Source organism: Paenibacillus nicotianae (assembly GCF_042681745.1).
GTDB classification, from domain to species: Bacteria; Bacillota; Bacilli; order Paenibacillales; family Paenibacillaceae; genus Saccharibacillus; species Saccharibacillus nicotianae.
Window position 1 is genome coordinate 763,029 of sequence record NZ_JBHUGF010000011.1, and the last position, 16,560, is coordinate 779,588.

The 16,560-nt window shown below is 37.1% G+C and carries 10 protein-coding genes; 9 read left to right on the forward strand and 1 reads right to left on the reverse strand.

What is annotated here, in order from left to right; all coding sequences use genetic code 11:
* Positions 1-85: 85 nt before the first annotated feature.
* The 6 genes from ACFSGI_RS22125 to galU (ACFSGI_RS22150) all read left to right on the forward strand — a co-directional run bounded on the left by ACFSGI_RS22125 (position 86) and on the right by galU (ACFSGI_RS22150) (position 10,539).
* A complete protein-coding gene (locus tag ACFSGI_RS22125; RefSeq protein WP_379284410.1) occupies positions 86-1,177 on the forward strand; it encodes a S1C family serine protease in 1,092 nt (363 codons plus the stop codon).
* A 114-nt stretch (positions 1,178-1,291) separates the two neighbouring features.
* A complete protein-coding gene (locus ACFSGI_RS22130; RefSeq protein WP_204827212.1) occupies positions 1,292-3,214 on the forward strand; it encodes a stalk domain-containing protein in 1,923 nt (640 codons plus the stop codon).
* A 238-nt stretch (positions 3,215-3,452) separates the two neighbouring features.
* Positions 3,453-5,966: a U32 family peptidase gene (locus ACFSGI_RS22135; RefSeq protein WP_204827213.1), complete on the forward strand. Its 2,514-nt coding sequence runs from the start codon at positions 3,453-3,455 to the stop codon at positions 5,964-5,966.
* A 419-nt stretch (positions 5,967-6,385) separates the two neighbouring features.
* Positions 6,386-8,593: a bifunctional alpha,alpha-trehalose-phosphate synthase (UDP-forming)/trehalose-phosphatase gene (locus tag ACFSGI_RS22140; RefSeq protein ID WP_204827214.1), complete on the forward strand. Its 2,208-nt coding sequence runs from the start codon at positions 6,386-6,388 to the stop codon at positions 8,591-8,593.
* 50 nt (positions 8,594-8,643) lie between these two features.
* The gene (gene galU, locus ACFSGI_RS22145) at positions 8,644-9,528 is read left to right on the forward strand and encodes a UTP--glucose-1-phosphate uridylyltransferase GalU (protein ID WP_204827215.1); all 885 of its coding nucleotides are present in this window, start codon (positions 8,644-8,646) and stop codon (positions 9,526-9,528) included.
* A gap of 111 nt (positions 9,529-9,639) precedes the next feature.
* Positions 9,640-10,539 carry a UTP--glucose-1-phosphate uridylyltransferase GalU gene (gene galU / locus ACFSGI_RS22150; RefSeq protein ID WP_379284448.1) on the forward strand — a complete coding sequence of 300 codons (900 nt, stop codon included), beginning with the start codon at positions 9,640-9,642 and terminating at the stop codon, positions 10,537-10,539.
* Between the two features lie 36 nt (positions 10,540-10,575).
* On the opposite strand, the gene ACFSGI_RS22155 is transcribed toward galU (ACFSGI_RS22150), so the two are convergent.
* Positions 10,576-13,047 carry an O-antigen ligase family protein gene (locus tag ACFSGI_RS22155; protein ID WP_204827217.1) on the reverse strand — a complete coding sequence of 824 codons (2,472 nt, stop codon included), beginning with the start codon at positions 13,045-13,047 and terminating at the stop codon, positions 10,576-10,578.
* Positions 13,048-13,159: 112 nt separating this feature from the next.
* Between ACFSGI_RS22155 and ACFSGI_RS22160 the strand changes: the two genes are divergently transcribed.
* From ACFSGI_RS22160 to ACFSGI_RS22170, 3 genes are read left to right on the forward strand one after another with little or no spacing between them, the layout of a single operon-like run.
* Positions 13,160-13,939 (forward strand): ABC transporter permease, encoded by a 780-nt coding sequence (locus ACFSGI_RS22160; protein ID WP_204827218.1) that lies wholly within the window; start codon positions 13,160-13,162, stop codon positions 13,937-13,939.
* Complete coding sequence (locus ACFSGI_RS22165) at positions 13,929-15,140, forward strand: ABC transporter ATP-binding protein (protein WP_204827219.1); 1,212 nt, start codon at positions 13,929-13,931, stop codon at positions 15,138-15,140. Before ACFSGI_RS22160 ends, ACFSGI_RS22165 begins: the two co-directional genes overlap by 11 nt.
* Positions 15,130-16,548, forward strand: a complete 1,419-nt coding sequence (locus ACFSGI_RS22170) for a class I SAM-dependent methyltransferase (protein ID WP_204827220.1) — start codon at positions 15,130-15,132, stop codon at positions 16,546-16,548. Before ACFSGI_RS22165 ends, ACFSGI_RS22170 begins: the two co-directional genes overlap by 11 nt.
* The last annotated feature ends 12 nt before the right edge of the window (positions 16,549-16,560 follow it).

The window sequence follows — 16,560 nt, forward strand, 5'->3', positions numbered from 1 at the left end:
GTGCATATGCTACATTGGAATCAGACTATTTTTCCTACAAAATGACAATTTTACAGGAACGTATACGCAACTATAGAAAGGCTGGATGAATTTGAAATTATCCCGATCCAAATTACCTGCACTTGTATTATTAACTTCTGTGTTGATGTTACCGACACAACAATCGGTATGGGCATCGGATACAAGCGACGCTTCAAGTTATACATATTCCTCTCCCAAGTTGGCAGCTTCTACAACAAGTAACATTTCTAAAATTATTGCTCGTATCTCTCCTTCTGTAGTAGGGATTGTAGGCACAGCTAGCGCAGAAGCTATCGCTGCTGAAGGTGGCTCCGAAGGCGAAGAGCCAGGCGGAACAGGCATTGCTTTCGGTTCTGGTGTGATTATTTCATCAGACGGTTGGATTGTTACCAATGCCCATGTAATCGACAGTATGGAACCTGGAGCTAAAGTTATTACATCAGAAGCTAAAGGCAACAGTAAAACATATCTGGTCAAAGAAATCTACAGCGATACAGTCAGTGATCTAGCGATTATCAAAATCAATGCCACTTCATTGAAAGTAGCATCATTTGTATCAAGTAAAGAACAACCGGTAGTAGGCGAACAAGTAGTGGCTATTGGAACACCGTTATCATTATCACTACGTAATTCAGCAACATCCGGTATTATTAGCGGGGTTAATCGTGCTGTCGATGCTTCGTACAAATTGCTTCAAACCGATGCAGCAATTAATCCAGGGAACAGCGGCGGCCCATTAGTTAATATGGATGGCAAAGTGATCGGAATCAATACAATGAAATATGAAGCGCTGGGCGTAGATAATCTTGGATTTACTATTCCAGCAGATACCGTTCAATATATTATTGGACAGCTATTCAAATACGGAGAAGTTCATCGTGCTTCCTTAGGGTTGGATTTTGAAGAAAGTGAAGATGCTTTGAGCGGTATGCCTACAGATGATGCGTTAACAGTAGGAAAAGTAAACTCTACAATTGCAACCAAAGCAGGAATAAAAAAAGGCGATATTTTGTATAGTGTAAATGGCAAAAAAGTACACACTGTTGTTGACCTTAACGAAATCCTCAAATCATATGCGCCAGGACAAACTGTCAAACTGGTAATGCAATCTAATGGTGATATCGTTAATCGTCAAATCAAATTAAGTAAAGAATAGTCTATATGATGGGATAGCAAAGTCATGATTACACGTATATGTTCTAAAGGTAAGTATCACATCAATCGCTGTTGGAATTTCCAACAAGCTTGTATACAGAAATGAGGAGCTTGAATGAGTAAGTGGTTGCGGATTACCGCTTCAAGTCTACTGGCTATTATGCTTGTGTTGACAACCGTCTATGCAACAACAGGAACAGCATCGGCAGCAGCACTATTGGAATTGAAGATCAAAAAAGGCAGTACATCTGCAACGATCAATGGTCAAAAGCAAAGCATCGTTAAACCTTACGAAAGTAATGGAATCACGATGGTACAATTGGGTCTTTTTACGCGTGCATTCAAAGCACAGGTGAAGTTGCAGGAAAATGATTCGATCCAATTGCTGTACGGTAAACGTACTCTTTCGATGACCATTGGTAGTAAAAAAGCATATTTAAATGGTTCTACATTTACATTGGATGCAGCTCCTGTCATGAAATCAGGAATTTTAATGGTTCCTGTTCGTTCAGTCGCTAAAAGTATCGGAGCGAAGTTCAAAGTCGTATCCGGTCAAATGATTATTACAGCGGCACCAGCAACAACCGATTCTAGTAAAGACAAATCTAATCATGCAGGCAAAACAAAAGTAGGAAATAGCAAATATCAGTGGTCTATCAATTATCCAAACGATTTGATGTATTTGGGTTCTCAAAGCAGTGAAAGTGCCACATTTATGGATAGTGAAGGTAAATATTATTTACAAATCTCTGTCGATCCAGAAATTGCTTCACCAGACGAAGCTACTGAAAGTGATCCACAAGATTTGTTAGACGATTTGGTATTGTATGCTCAAGATGCTGGCGAAATGGTAGTTGATCAAAAAGCCGTTTCCAGTAGTAAAGGTAATTACGCATATATCATTTCCAAAAATTCAGATGGAATTTTGTCAGAAACACGTATTTATACAGGCAATGGACATACGTATTATATTTTTTATGCGGATTCCGAAGCTACTAGCTACAAAGATTTTGCTAATAAAAAAGTCACTTCTTTATTAAATTCTTTCCAAACTTCATTTAATAGTGGAGATAAAACGATCGAAGATCTGGCAAGCAAAGCAGACAGCGCAGGTACAGAAAATACATTAGAAGACAGCGAGTATGGCATCTATATGGAACTTCCGTCTGATTTCACAGCAAGTGATAGTACGAACGATGCTTCTGCCAAAGATGGTTCTTATGTGTCTGTCAATGTCTACAGCGCGCCAGCAGGAAGTACGCTAGACGATTGGTTACAGAAGATTCAAGGCTGGTTTGCAGATAATTTCAACAGCGATGCCTATCACAACTTGGGTAGCGAGCAAAAAGAAATTGCAGGCCAAACCGCAACAATCAACAAGTTGGAATATAACTTTGGTGATGCTTGGACAACAGAATATGAAGTACTATTGCAAAAAAATGGATATCGTTATTATGTAGAATATAGTACTCCATCGGATAAAGCTTCCAAAGATGCAGATTTCAAAGTGATCACAGATTCGTTGGAACTTGATTTTGCTACACTGGAAGAGAACTTTGGTTCATTTGCAGTCGATTATTATTCGCAAGACCGTAGCAAAGTAACAACGCATACTTCCAAAGTCAATCATTACAGTGTACAAGTTCCTCGTCATTGGACAAGTACTGATAATGATTATGAATCTTCTTATGTATATTTCTCTCATACAGGTGGATCATTCAATATTTCTACAAAGACAACCAGTTCTTTGGAAAAAGCGATCACTCAATGGAAAGCTACATTCGAAGGTTCTGGAGATAATAATGTGTACGGTGTAGAACTATCTGAAGGCACACCAACGACTTTTGCAGGTGTTCCTGCTTATACATTTACAGCCAATTATCCAGATGCGACTCATCCGTATACAGGTACGTATACAATATTCACTAAAGGAAAATTGACGTATATTTTAAGCGATGAAGTTAACAATGCCAACAACACACCTGTTCATCAAGCAGAATTAGCCAAAGTATTAGCTTCTTTTCAATTGACCTCTTAAAATACATCAGTAAGAATAGAGCTACCTTAGCGGGTAGCTTTTTCTTATGAATAAATATGAAAAAAGATCATGATTTTCATTGAAAATTCAAGCAATAAGGTAGATAGACGCTCTTCGGTCTGTTACACTGGAATTAGAATAAATTTAAATCATCGTATCTGTTGATATACAGGATAGCATGATCAATATTAAAAAGTGTTGCCACTGTTACGGCAATCTAGGAGGATATAAACTTTACATGAGTGATACAGGGTTACGAAGAGAAGACGTGGAGCTTTTAGCACCTGCGGGTGACTGGGACTGCATGCGGGCGGCGGTAGCCAATGGGGCAGACGCAGTCTTTTTTGGCGTGGAGAAGTTCAATGCGCGGGCTCGTGCAAACAATTTCCGTATGGATGAACTGCCTGAGATTATGTCGTTTTTGCATAGTTATGGAGTCAAAGGGTTTTTAACCTTTAATATACTGGTATTTGAAAATGAATTGTCCGATGCTCGCGAATTGATCGATGCTTGTGTTGTTGCAGGTGTCGATGCAGTTATCGTACAGGATTTGGGATTAGTTAAAATGATTCGTGAGATTTCACCAGACTTCCCGATTCATGGTTCGACGCAGATGACGATCACATCGCCAGAAGCAGTTGAATTTACCAAGCCATTTGATATCGAACGTGTTGTACTTGGACGTGAAAATAACCTCAAACAAATCAAAAAGATCGGTGAGCAAGCACGCCTACCGATGGAAGTATTTGTTCATGGAGCGTTATGTGTATCCTATTCCGGTCAGTGTCTAACTTCTGAAATGTGGGGTGGACGTTCTGCAAACCGCGGAGAATGTGCGCAAGCTTGTCGTTTGCCATATGATCTAATGGTCGATGGAACGCAGAAGATTATGGGAGATGTAACGTATTTGCTTTCTCCTAAAGACTTGGCGGCGATCGATATTATGCCTGAATTAATCGAAGCAGGTGTGACTTCTTTCAAAATTGAAGGTCGTCTCAAAACACCTGAATATGTAGCCAACGTTGTAAGCAAATATCGTAAAGCGATCGATCGTTATTTTGAAGGAGATCGTGATTCAATTACACGCGAAGATATTCGTGAATTGGAACAAAGCTTTTCTCGTGGATTTACACATGGTTTCTTAGATGGAACAAACAATAAGAAATTAGTAGACGGTACATTCCCGAAAAGCCGTGGGGTGTATATGGGACGTGTCGAGCAAGTATTACGTGATGGGGTAGTCTGCCGCTTAGAAGCTCCGCTTAAACGTGGCGATGGTATCGTATTCGATGCTGGAGATCCTACGCAAAAAGAGCAAGGCGGACGTGTCTATGATCTACGTCGTAAAGGCGTGAAGATTGAAGGCGAAGCAGACGAAACATGGATGGTGGATATTATTCCAGGTCGTAATAATGTGAATCTGCATCGTGTACATGTTGGTGATAAAGTCTGGAAAACCAATGATCCTGCACTCGATAAACGGATGAGACAAAGTTTTGACACTGAGAAGCCTTATCGTGTATTCCCTGTTCATGTCAAAGCTGTCGGTCATGTAGGACAGCCTTTAGTAACATGGTGGACTGATGTACAAAAAGGAGTCACTGTACGTGTCGACTCTGAAATGGAACTAGAAATCGCTGCTAAACGTCCAATGACTTCTGAATTATTGGAAGAACAATTTGGTCGTCTGGGAGGAACGGTGTTCCAACTGGATCAATTAGAAGTGCAATTGCATGGTGATATTATTATCCCAATGCGTGAATTAAATAATATTCGTCGTCAAGCAGTAGAACAACTGGCTGGAGAGCGTCCGAAGCCACCTGTATATATTCAACGTGATATCGAAGTCTATGGCGATTCTGTAGCTGCATCTGCGCCTGTTCAAGGCACAGCAGCGACATTGACAGCACTATGCCGTAGCGTAGAGCAAGTAGAAGCTGCACTACAAGCAGGGATTGAAATGATCTATGCTGACTTTGAATTTATTAAGCAATTTCCTGCTGCTGTTGCTGCTGTACGTGCAGCCGGTAAAAAAATCGCTTTAGCGACACCACGTATTCATATGCCGGGTGAAAATGGGTATCATGCGAATATTCTACGTCTACAACCGGATGCGGTATTAGTGCGTAACACAGGCGCATTGTATTACTATTTGAGTCGTCGTCAGACACATCCAGAAGAAAATCATCCAGAACTGATCGGTGATTTCTCTTTGAATGTAGCGAATCACAAAACAGTTGATTTATTCCTTGAAGCTGGTGTAGATCGTATTACGCCTTCTTATGATTTGAATATTCAACAAATGGTGGATTTGCTCAGTCGTACACAGACTTCTCAATTAGAAGTCGTTATTCATCAGCATATGCCAATGTTCCATACCGAACATTGCGTATATTGTACTTTCCTTAGCGAAGGCACAGACTATACCAACTGTGGTCGTCCTTGTGAAGAAAAACGTGTGTCGCTACAAGACCGTATCGGTATGTCTCATCCTGTACGTGTTGATGAAGGATGCCGGAATACGGTTTATAATGCGATCGAACAATCAGGTGCTGAATATTTGAGCGACTTCTTGCAATTAGGAGTGCCTAGTTACCGTATTGAGTTCTTGGAAGAAACGCCAGAGCAAGTAACAGAAGTCATCGAATTATACACCAAAGCGTTACGCGGTGAGATCAACGGTACTCAAGTATGGCGTACGTTGAAAGCAACTAACCAGTTAGGTGTAACTCGCGGACAATTGGTGAAGTAACAAGTAAAATCAAATAAGATCAGATTAAACTCAAAGAGAATGCTTCATAGCATTCTCTTTTTTGATTCTACTTTCTATATTTCTTTGATTTCAAACCTACTTTTCAAATCTATTTTTGAATTGATTTCGCTCATTGATCTGCATTCATCTTAGTATTGTCGATGGATAAAGTAGATATAATACCATTCTTTTTAACTTATCTTTTTTTCTTTATATCTAGCAGATGTAAGGGTTCTCACAAAAGTCATAACACTTCTTATTTGAGTCGTAGATGAAAATTAAGGGTAATTTGGATAAGCAGTGACTTTGCTGTCGGCGAAGTCCATCCAAATATTTAGTTTTATCTTATGGCAATTTACACATAATGAAGTTCAACCAATCACATACTAATTTGACTATTGTTTAGGAGAGGGGATTCAATGAGTAAAATTATTTTTGTATCCAACCGTTTACCTGTAACTGTAAAAAAAGGTGAAACAGAGATTGAATATAGTAAAAGTATAGGTGGACTAGCTACCGGTCTGAAAAGCTACCATGAACAATCAGATAGTCTTTGGGCAGGATGGCCTGGTGTAGCACAAGATGATCTTAACGAAGAAGAAACACAAACGATCAATAGTGAGTTGCAAGAATCCTATAATTGTTTGCCTATCTTTTTGTCTGAACAAGAAATTGAGCAATATTATCATGGATTCTGTAACGAAACAATATGGCCTTTATTCCATTATTTTAATGACAAAGCAGAGTACAATACAGAGACATGGGATGCTTATAAAAACGTCAATCAGAAGTTTTTTGATGCTTTAGAGCCTGTGATCGAACCAAATGACACGATCTGGATTCATGATTATCAGTTAATGTTGCTTCCACAGATGATCAGAGAAAAATATCCCGATACTCGGATTGGGTTTTTTCTGCATATTCCATTCCCTTCATTCGAAATCTATCGCCTGTTAATCTGGCGTGAAGAGATTTTGCAAGGGTTATTGGGAGCGAATCTGATCGGATTCCATACTTATGATTATGTACGCCACTTTTTGAGTAGTGTACGTCGCATTTTAGGTAAAGAACATAATTTATACAAAATCAATGGAGAAACACATACGATTCAAGTCGATGCTTTTCCAATGGGAATTGATTACGACTACTTTGCAGCACCGCATCAATCTCAGAATCTATCTTCAGAAGCACAAGAATTTATCGAAAGCACAAAAAGTGTACAAAATATTATCTCGGTCGATCGCTTAGATTACACGAAAGGGATTCCAGACCGCATTAAAGCGTTCAAACAATTTCTGGCGCAATACCCGGAATACCATGAGAAAGTACGCTTAAACCTTATCGTAGCGCCTTCTCGCGTCGGTGTAGAAGCATATGACTCACTAAAACGTGAAATTGAAGAGTTGGTTAGTGAAGTAAATGGTAAATACGGTACACTTAGCTGGATGCCAGTCTGGTTCTTTTTCCGTACATTTACGCAAGACGATCTTATCGCTTTCTACCGCAATAGTGATGTATTGTTAGTGACTCCACTACGGGATGGTATGAATCTGGTAGCCAAAGAATATATCGCTTCTCGTACCGATTACAAAGGTATGATTGTACTTAGTGAAACAGCGGGAGCAGCGAGTGAATTAGGCGAAGGTGTAATTGTGAATCCGAACGATTATGGTGAAATCGCAGCAGGTATCAAAACAGCACTTGATATGCCGGATCATGAAAAAATCGAACGTAACAAAATGCTACATGTTCGTCTTTCCCGTTACAATGTGAAATTCTGGGCAGACGAATTCCTGGTAGCTCTAAAAAATACAACAGAAGAGCAGACACCTACGCGTCCGCTTCTTAATCTTAAATCTGGATACTCAGATATGGAAAAAGTGTATAGCGATTCGGAAAAACGTCTATTATTCTTAGATTATGACGGTACACTGGTAGGATTTAAGCCTACACCAGAACAAGCGAAGCCTGATGAAGAGTTGAAGAAATTGCTTGCTGATCTATGCGCAGATCCTCGTAATACAGTCGTTATTATTACAGGACGAGATCGTTTTGTAATGGAAAAATGGTTAGGCGATCTGGATCTTCATATTATCGCTTCTCATGGTCTATGGTTCCGTAAGCCAGGAGCAGACGAAGAGTGGATGATGACCGTCAATGTAGATAACGATTGGAAAGATACAATTCGTCATATTTTAGAAAAATATACTGATCGTACTCCAGGATCGTTGATAGAAGAAAAAGAATACTCTTTAGCATGGCATTACAGACAGTGCGAACCTGATATGATCGGACTCAAACGTGATGAACTGAAAGAAGCGTTGTTGTCGATTACGAATTCGATGAGTATCGGTGTGCTAGAAGGTAATAAAGTGCTAGAAGTGAAAGATAACCGTATTAACAAAGGGCATGGAGCTCATTTGTTATTACGTGATCAAGAATATGACTTTATTTTGGGTGTAGGCGATGATACAACAGATGAAGATTTGTTCTCTGCGCTTCCTAAAGACTCGTATTCTGTCAAAATTGGAACAGGCAATACTCATGCCAATTACCGTCTCAAATCGGTAAAAGATATGCGTTTATTGCTTAAACGATTAGTGACACAAAACAAACAAGAAGTATAATAATAGATAATCTATAGATGCAATCAAGCATAGAAAAAGGAGTTTGAATCATGAAAATTCGTAAAGCGATTATTCCAGCAGCAGGACTAGGAACACGTTTCTTACCTGCAACCAAAGCAATGCCTAAAGAAATGTTACCGATTGTAGATAAACCAACGATTCAATATATTATCGAAGAAGCTGTAGCTTCCGGTATTGAAGATATTATTATCGTTACCGGTAAAGGCAAACGCGCAATCGAAGATCATTTCGATTACTCGTTTGAATTGGAACAGAATTTGGAAGAAAAAGAAAAATGGAAACTGCTAGATGCTGTACGTGAATCTTCGGAAATGGCAGATATTCATTATATTCGTCAGAAAGAACCGAAAGGGCTAGGACATGCGATCTGGTGTGCTCGTAAATTTATCGGAGATGAGCCATTTGCAGTGCTTCTCGGCGATGATATTGTAGAATCTGATGTCCCTTGTCTGAAGCAGATGATGGATGTCTACGAGAAGCACGAGTCTTCTGTAGTCGGTGTTAAAGAAGTACCGTGGGAACACGTATCTCGTTACGGACTTGTGGATGCTGAACCGACAACAGAATCAGATCGTTTGTATAAAACAAATGGTCTAGTAGAGAAACCACCACGGGAAGAAGCACCTTCTAACTTGGCGATCATGGGTCGTTACATTTTGACTCCTGAAATTTTCGATATTTTAGGGAATCAAGATGCAGGAGCAGGTGGCGAAATCCAGTTAACCGATGCGATTTCCAAATTAGGTGAAAAGCAAGATATCTTTGCTTACCAATTCGAAGGTCTACGTCATGATGTAGGTGAGAAAAGTGGATTCGTGCAAACAACGATTCACTATGCATTACAACATCCTGAATTGCGTGAATCAACATTAGAATATATACGCGAAGTTATGGCAAAAGAAGAAAATAAATAAAATAAAAGAGGCTTTCTCGTTATTAGAGAAAGTCTCTTTATTTTATAAGTTGGTTTACCTATAAAGAATGAAGTATATTATATCTATTATTAGATATAGAGGAGAATGAAATTGAAAATCCGCAAAGCGATTATTCCAGCAGCAGGACTAGGAACACGTTTCTTGCCTGCAACCAAAGCGATGCCCAAAGAAATGTTACCGATTGTAGATAAACCAACGATTCAATATATTATTGAAGAAGCTGTAGCTTCCGGGATTGAAGATATTATTATCGTTACAGGTAAAGGCAAACGCGCAATCGAAGACCATTTTGATTCCTCATTTGAACTGGAACACAATCTCGCTGAAAAAGAGAAATGGGATTTACTTGATGCCGTACGCAAGCCTTCGGAATTGGCAGATATTCACTATATTCGTCAGAAAGAACCGAAAGGACTAGGACATGCGATCTGGTGTGCTCGTAAATTTATCGGAGATGAGCCATTTGCTGTTTTGCTAGGTGATGATATTGTAGAATCTGATGTCCCTTGTCTGAAGCAGATGATGGATGTCTATGAAAAACATGAATCTTCTGTAGTCGGTGTCAAAGAAGTATCGTGGGAACATGTATCTCGCTATGGATTGGTCGATGCTGAACCGACAACAGAATCAGATCGTTTATACAAAACGAACGGTCTAGTAGAAAAACCACCACGGGAAGAAGCACCTTCGAACTTAGCGATCATGGGTCGTTACATTTTGACTCCTGAAATTTTTGATATTTTAGGGAATCAAGATGCAGGAGCAGGTGGCGAAATTCAATTAACCGATGCGATTTCAAAATTAGGCGAAAAGCAAGATATCTTTGCTTACCAATTCGAAGGTCTACGTCATGATGTGGGCGAGAAAAGTGGATTCGTGCAAACAACGATTCATTATGCTTTGAAGCATCCCGAGTTGCGGGAAGAAACATTGAACTATTTACGTGCAGTCTTATTACAAGAAGAACAAAAAAAGGCTCTCTCTAATTAAAGAGAAAGCCTTTTTTGTTGTAGATCAGAGTAAATATTATTTACTGCTATAATTCATTTTTGCAATTGCATCGATTTGCTCTTTTTCTTTCGCATCTATTTTAATTAACTTATCATAGATGGCTTGATCATTTTGTTTGTCCTTTTTCAAAGCAGCTAGATAATAACGAGCAACTTCGCGATTTGTCTGATCATTCAGATCATCAGCCAATCCTAATTTGAATGTTGCTGCTGCATCAGCCGTATTACCTTGCATCAATTGAATTTTACCAATATTCAGAGCAATTGTAGGTGTGACAGCAAAAGCACGACCTTGTAACTGACCAGTAGGCAATGTTTTGAGATATTCTACACCGTTTTGTACTTCTTTATAAGCATTTAGACCAGCGTTGAAATATTTCTCTTCAGATGCTGTATCTTTTTTCTCATAAGCTTGATTACCCAGTGCATAAGCTTGAGTGATTACACCTTCATACCATTCAATATCCCATTTGTATTTCGGAATACTGTTTACAAGTAGATCAAAGGCTACATCCGACTTACCACCTAACTGGTAAGCAGTTACTAATTGTTTCACAATATTTTTATTAAATGGTTCTTTTTCTTGTGTTTTAGTAAGAAGTGCAATATCTTCATTGTAATATTGTTCATCTTTAGTCTGTTGCAATACTTGAGTCAATAAGGAACCCATAAATACAACAGCATCAGGGAACGTACTACGTATAGCGAGTGCTTTATCAAGCGGAGCACGAATACCTTCATAACTTGGGCTTGCGACTTGAGAAGCTTTCTGAGCATCCACAACATCTTGAGAAGCGACCGAGAAACGAAGAGAAGTAAAGGCAACAATAATCGCAACAACCCCGATTAAAGATACATAGATACCTCTTATTGTTCCAGCCGGAGCTTTCAAACGTTTCAATGGCGTTACATCCATTGCAGAAGCCATACCACCTAGACCTAGAAAGACTAGAATACTCATATAAGCATAACTTAAGTTAAAATCGAGCAAACTATGCATCAAGATCGATACTACGATAATAAAGTAAATAAAGTGAGATTCTTTACCTTCGCGATTAGCTTTGTAATAACCACGAATATATTTGTAGAAAATAAAGCCAACAAACAGAATAAAGATAATAAAACCAATCACGCCAACTTCAACTAAATACTGAATAAAGAAGTTATGCGCCTGACGGCTGACATACGGGTTATTCTGGTAAGCTTCATAAGAAGCACCCCAAGCACCACCACCTGCACCAAACAGTGGATAATCTCGTAATAATTTCATCGCATCACGATAAAAAGTAAAACGTTCCAATACACTACTTTGCTGGAAGTTAATATTTTCAAAACGTACACGAATATTAGCAGGCAACAGATTACGTAGATTAGTAGCAATCAATAACACAAGCATAAGTATACCGAGTAAAGCAGAACCGATAGGAATCCAAAGGCTGGCACCACGACGTGCTGTCCATCCTTCTACACCATGTTCAAGCTTAGGTGCAATATAACGTCCAACAAGCATAATCAATACGCCTGCAATTAAAGAAGCGATTAATAGATAAGCCCAACCTTTTGCCGCAACAGCACCGTCATACTTCGCAATCACTTGTAGTCCAATATCAGTGACTGGATTCAAAATAACAGCTGTTGCAATACCCGCGATTACCAGATTAATAAACCACAAAATCTGTTGAGCAGGACGAAGTAAAAGAAGCAGAATCAATAATACAAATGGTAAAACAACCAAACCACCACGAGAAAGTGTAAGGATCAGAGCTAGAATAACAGGAACTAGCATAAATCCGTGAATCAATTGGTCATACCATGTTCTAAGACGACTGGCATTAAACAGACCTGCAAACATAATAGCCATTAAGAAAGCTGCATATGTATTCGCATACTGGAATACAGAAGTTAAACGCCAACCATTGGAATCTTGCATCACTGCATCAATGTAGACACCATTACCGACTCCATTGGAGAACCACGATACTAAGTGTCCACCTAGATAACCCTGGCCGAACCAACTGATATATCCGAAGAATACAATCAGATAAGCAGAACCCATTAACGTAATCTGAATAATCTTATTGGAGACACGATCACGTAACAGATAGATACCAATAACAAAAATAAATGCGTACATCCATTGAATTAACACCATATTTACGGCATAATGCCAAGAGGCAGCCGAAAACATAGAGATCATATACGAGATAGGGAGTAAAATGATTAATAATGCAACCATATCACGCTGATCATCCAATTGTACTTTTTTGTTGAACTGAATGAGTCCTAAGATCATTAGGATACATACTAACATGACTGCCCAAAAGAGAGGCTTTTCAAAACTAATACCTAGACCATTAAATAATGCAATTTGAAACGGGGCCCATAATAAAAATAAAATCATACAGATATTAAGGACCCAAAACATACTTCCACGTTTTTCGTCCTCGGTGGACGCTTTAAAATGTTTGCCGTATACTGGATTAGCCAATGTTTTAAACTCCTTTTTTTTTTGCTTTTATTATTTTATCATATTCAGTTTGATGCTTCTACCAAAGAAAATATAGGGTATACTCATTATTAAGACAGGAGTGTTAGTTTAAATGAAATCTCAATATTATTATTTATTAAAACAATTAGTGAAAAGGGATATTGCGTCAAGATATAAAGGATCTTTTTTAGGTATTATGTGGTCTTTTATTATTCCTGTATTGATGCTGGTTGTATATACATTTGTGTTCAGTGTCGTATTTAAAGGTCGTTGGAGTGCACAATCTGATAATCATTTAGAGTTTGCTATGATTATATTTTCAGGTATAACAGTTTTTAACTTTTTTTCAGAAGTTATTAACCGATCTCCTTCTTTAATTATTGGAAATAGTAATTATGTAAAAAAAATTGTTTTTCCATTAGAGTTGCTTTCTGTCTCTGCAATATTAACTGCAATGGTACATGCAGCGATTAGTTTTGCGATATTGCTTGTGGGTTTGATTTTCTTTGGTCAAGGTATACATTATACAATAATCTATTTACCAATAGTTCTATTACCAATTGTGCTTATTACGTTAGGAGCAAGCTGGTTTTTATCATCACTAGGTGTATATATACGAGATATTAATCATATTATTGGCGTGATGACAAGTGCATTAATGTTTTTAAGTCCTATCTTTTATTCTGTAGATTCTGTGCCTGAACAATTAAAGGGTCTTTATGACCTTAATCCTTTAAGTCATACGGTAGAAGATATGCGAGACATTATTATTTGGGGAAATGCTCCTGACTTTTCTTGGATAATAATAGGCACTCTCATCGGAATAATTACTTCGATCTTAGGATACTATTGGTTTAAAAAGACAAGAGGTGGATTCGCTGATGTATTATAATAATAGTTCAATTTCAGTACAAAATATTTCAAAAGTTTATAAAATGTATAACAGTCCTCAAGATAGATTAAAACAATTTATTTTTAAAAATCGTCCTTATCATAAAGAATTCTCAGCTTTGAAAAATGTATCTTTTGAAGTGAAAAATGGAAAAACAGTAGGTATCATCGGTAAAAACGGTTCTGGCAAAAGCACACTTTTACAAATCATAACAGGTACATTAAAACCTTCTTCTGGAATTTTAAATATAAAAGGCCGAATAGCTGCACTTTTAGAATTAGGTAGTGGTTTTAACCCGGAGTTCACTGGTAGAGAAAATGTATATTTGAACGGTAGTATTATGGGTCTCACTAGAAAAGAAATGAATGAACGGATGCAGACCATAGAAGATTTTGCTGAAATAGGAGACTTTATTGATCAACCTGTAAAATTATATTCTTCAGGTATGTATGTAAGGTTAGCATTCGCATGTGCAGTTAATGTAGACCCTGATATTCTTATCGTAGATGAAGCATTGGCAGTTGGAGATATGCAATTTCAATTGAAGTGTATGGATAAAATGAGGAAATTTAAAGAAAGTGGTAAAACTATTTTATTTGTTAGCCATGATACGTATTCAGTAAAAAACTTTTGCGATGAAGTGGTTTGGCTAAAAGATGGTGAAGTATATCGTCAAGGTGATGTACTAGCAATCACGAATGAATACGAAGACTTTATGAAATCTAAAATCATTGAAGACACCCCTCAAGAAGAACAAAAAGTGAAGAATAATACCTTAACAATTGACAATATTACCGTTAAAAATAGTAAGGGTATTTCCAGTAAAGACATTTATTTTGGAGAAGATCTTACGATTGAGATTGATTATACAGTTCATAAAAAAATTGATCACCTTATTGGAGGTATCGCAATTATAGATCAAAGGGAAACCTATATATGTGGTCTGAATACAAAACTCGATCAGATATCTATAAACTCTAATGTAGGCAAACACCAATTGGTATGTAAGTATGAAAAAATAAATTTGTTGCCAGGAACTTATCATATTGATACAGGTTTTTTTGAAAAATCAGGCTTGGCAAGATACGATTATAAGACTAAAGGTTCTTCATTTTCTATTCACTCGGATCAATATATTGCTGAAGGGATTTCCTATTTAAAACATACATGGGAAGTGAGGTCGTTGGGAAATGAAATATGATTTACAATTAGACATTAATGTAAATACTTCGCATGCTCTTATGCTCCAGCGTATAACAGAAGGTTCTAAAGTATTAGAATTTGGGTCAGCTTCTGGATATATGACAAAATACTTAAAAGAAAAGCTTAATTGTGAAATTACTTGTGTTGAAATTGACCGTGAAGCAGCACAAAAAGCTCAAGTCTTTTCAAAAAAAATGATAGTAGCAGACCTTGAACAAATAGATAAGTGGACTGTTCAACTAAATGAGAAATATGATTATATCCTTTTTGCAGATGTGTTAGAACATTTAAGAGATCCAGCAACTGTTTTAAAAAAAGCTGTAAATTTTTTGGCGAAAAATGGAACAGTGATGACTTCTGTTCCTAATATTTCTCATAATGCTATTATTATGGAACTATTAGAAGGGAAATTCGACTATCAACCAACAGGTCTTCTTGATGATACACATGTTCATTTTTTTACAAGAAAAAGTGTATTTGAAATTCTAGAGCATTGTGGCTTGCAACCAGTAGAATGGTTATCAACTATGCGTAAACCAGACAGCACAGAATTTCATCAATCCTACTCCAATTTCCCAATACCAGTAGCTAATTTTTTGGAAGAAAGAAAAGATGGAGATATATATCAGTATGTAACCATTTCTAAAAGAATTGAAGAAGCTACAAATTTTCCAACTATAAATCCTGAGCAAGAAAACGGTGATAATCATCTTGATTTAGATCAGTGTCAGTTATATTTTGAAAAAAATGGAGAGTATGCTGAAGAAGACTCTTTATTACAACCGATTAAATATGATAATGAAGTTAGAAAGTGCCAATTTTTAATACCAAAATCATCTAAAGGCAACATTCGAATTGATCCATGTAGTACACAATCTATTGTAAATATAAATTATATTAAAATATATAATGTTAGTGATCAAAAAGTTTTGCTTGAATCTAACAGTGAAAATCAATTTAGTGGTATAAAAAAAATCAATCAACTATATCAAGTGAATTTTGAAAAAAAATCAGAATTTATCAGCCTAACACAAGATCCTAATTTCATTTTAGATACATCTAATTTAAAATTTGAAGAGCAAGCAATGCTTGAAATAGAAATGAGTCTTAATAAAAACAAAGAAGATATTTTTAATTTAATGGTAAATCGAATCGATACATTAATAGATGAGAAATCTCAAATTATTCAAAGTAAAGATACAGAGATTGGTACATTGCAAACTAGCATTCAAAACTTAGAAAATCAAGTTGTGGAGAATAAAAATGTTATTCAAAATTTACAAAATCAATTGAGTACGCTAGAAATTAAATATGAAGAAAAAGAAAAAGTATTGAGTGATTTATTAAATTCTAAATCTTGGAAATATACAGAGCTTCTGCGTAAAATTTCTAATAAATTTAAATAAAAAATAAGGAGC

Coding starts and splice junctions, on each gene's coding strand:
- ACFSGI_RS22125 (WP_379284410.1), top strand. CDS start 86: ATGAATTTGAAATTATCCCGATCCAAATTACCTGCACTTGTATTATTA.
- ACFSGI_RS22130 (WP_204827212.1), top strand. CDS start 1,292: ATGAGTAAGTGGTTGCGGATTACCGCTTCAAGTCTACTGGCTATTATG.
- ACFSGI_RS22135 (WP_204827213.1), top strand. CDS start 3,453: ATGAGTGATACAGGGTTACGAAGAGAAGACGTGGAGCTTTTAGCACCT.
- ACFSGI_RS22140 (WP_204827214.1), top strand. CDS start 6,386: ATGAGTAAAATTATTTTTGTATCCAACCGTTTACCTGTAACTGTAAAA.
- galU (WP_204827215.1), top strand. CDS start 8,644: ATGAAAATTCGTAAAGCGATTATTCCAGCAGCAGGACTAGGAACACGT.
- ACFSGI_RS22160 (WP_204827218.1), top strand. CDS start 13,160: ATGAAATCTCAATATTATTATTTATTAAAACAATTAGTGAAAAGGGAT.
- ACFSGI_RS22165 (WP_204827219.1), top strand. CDS start 13,929: ATGTATTATAATAATAGTTCAATTTCAGTACAAAATATTTCAAAAGTT.
- ACFSGI_RS22170 (WP_204827220.1), top strand. CDS start 15,130: ATGAAATATGATTTACAATTAGACATTAATGTAAATACTTCGCATGCT.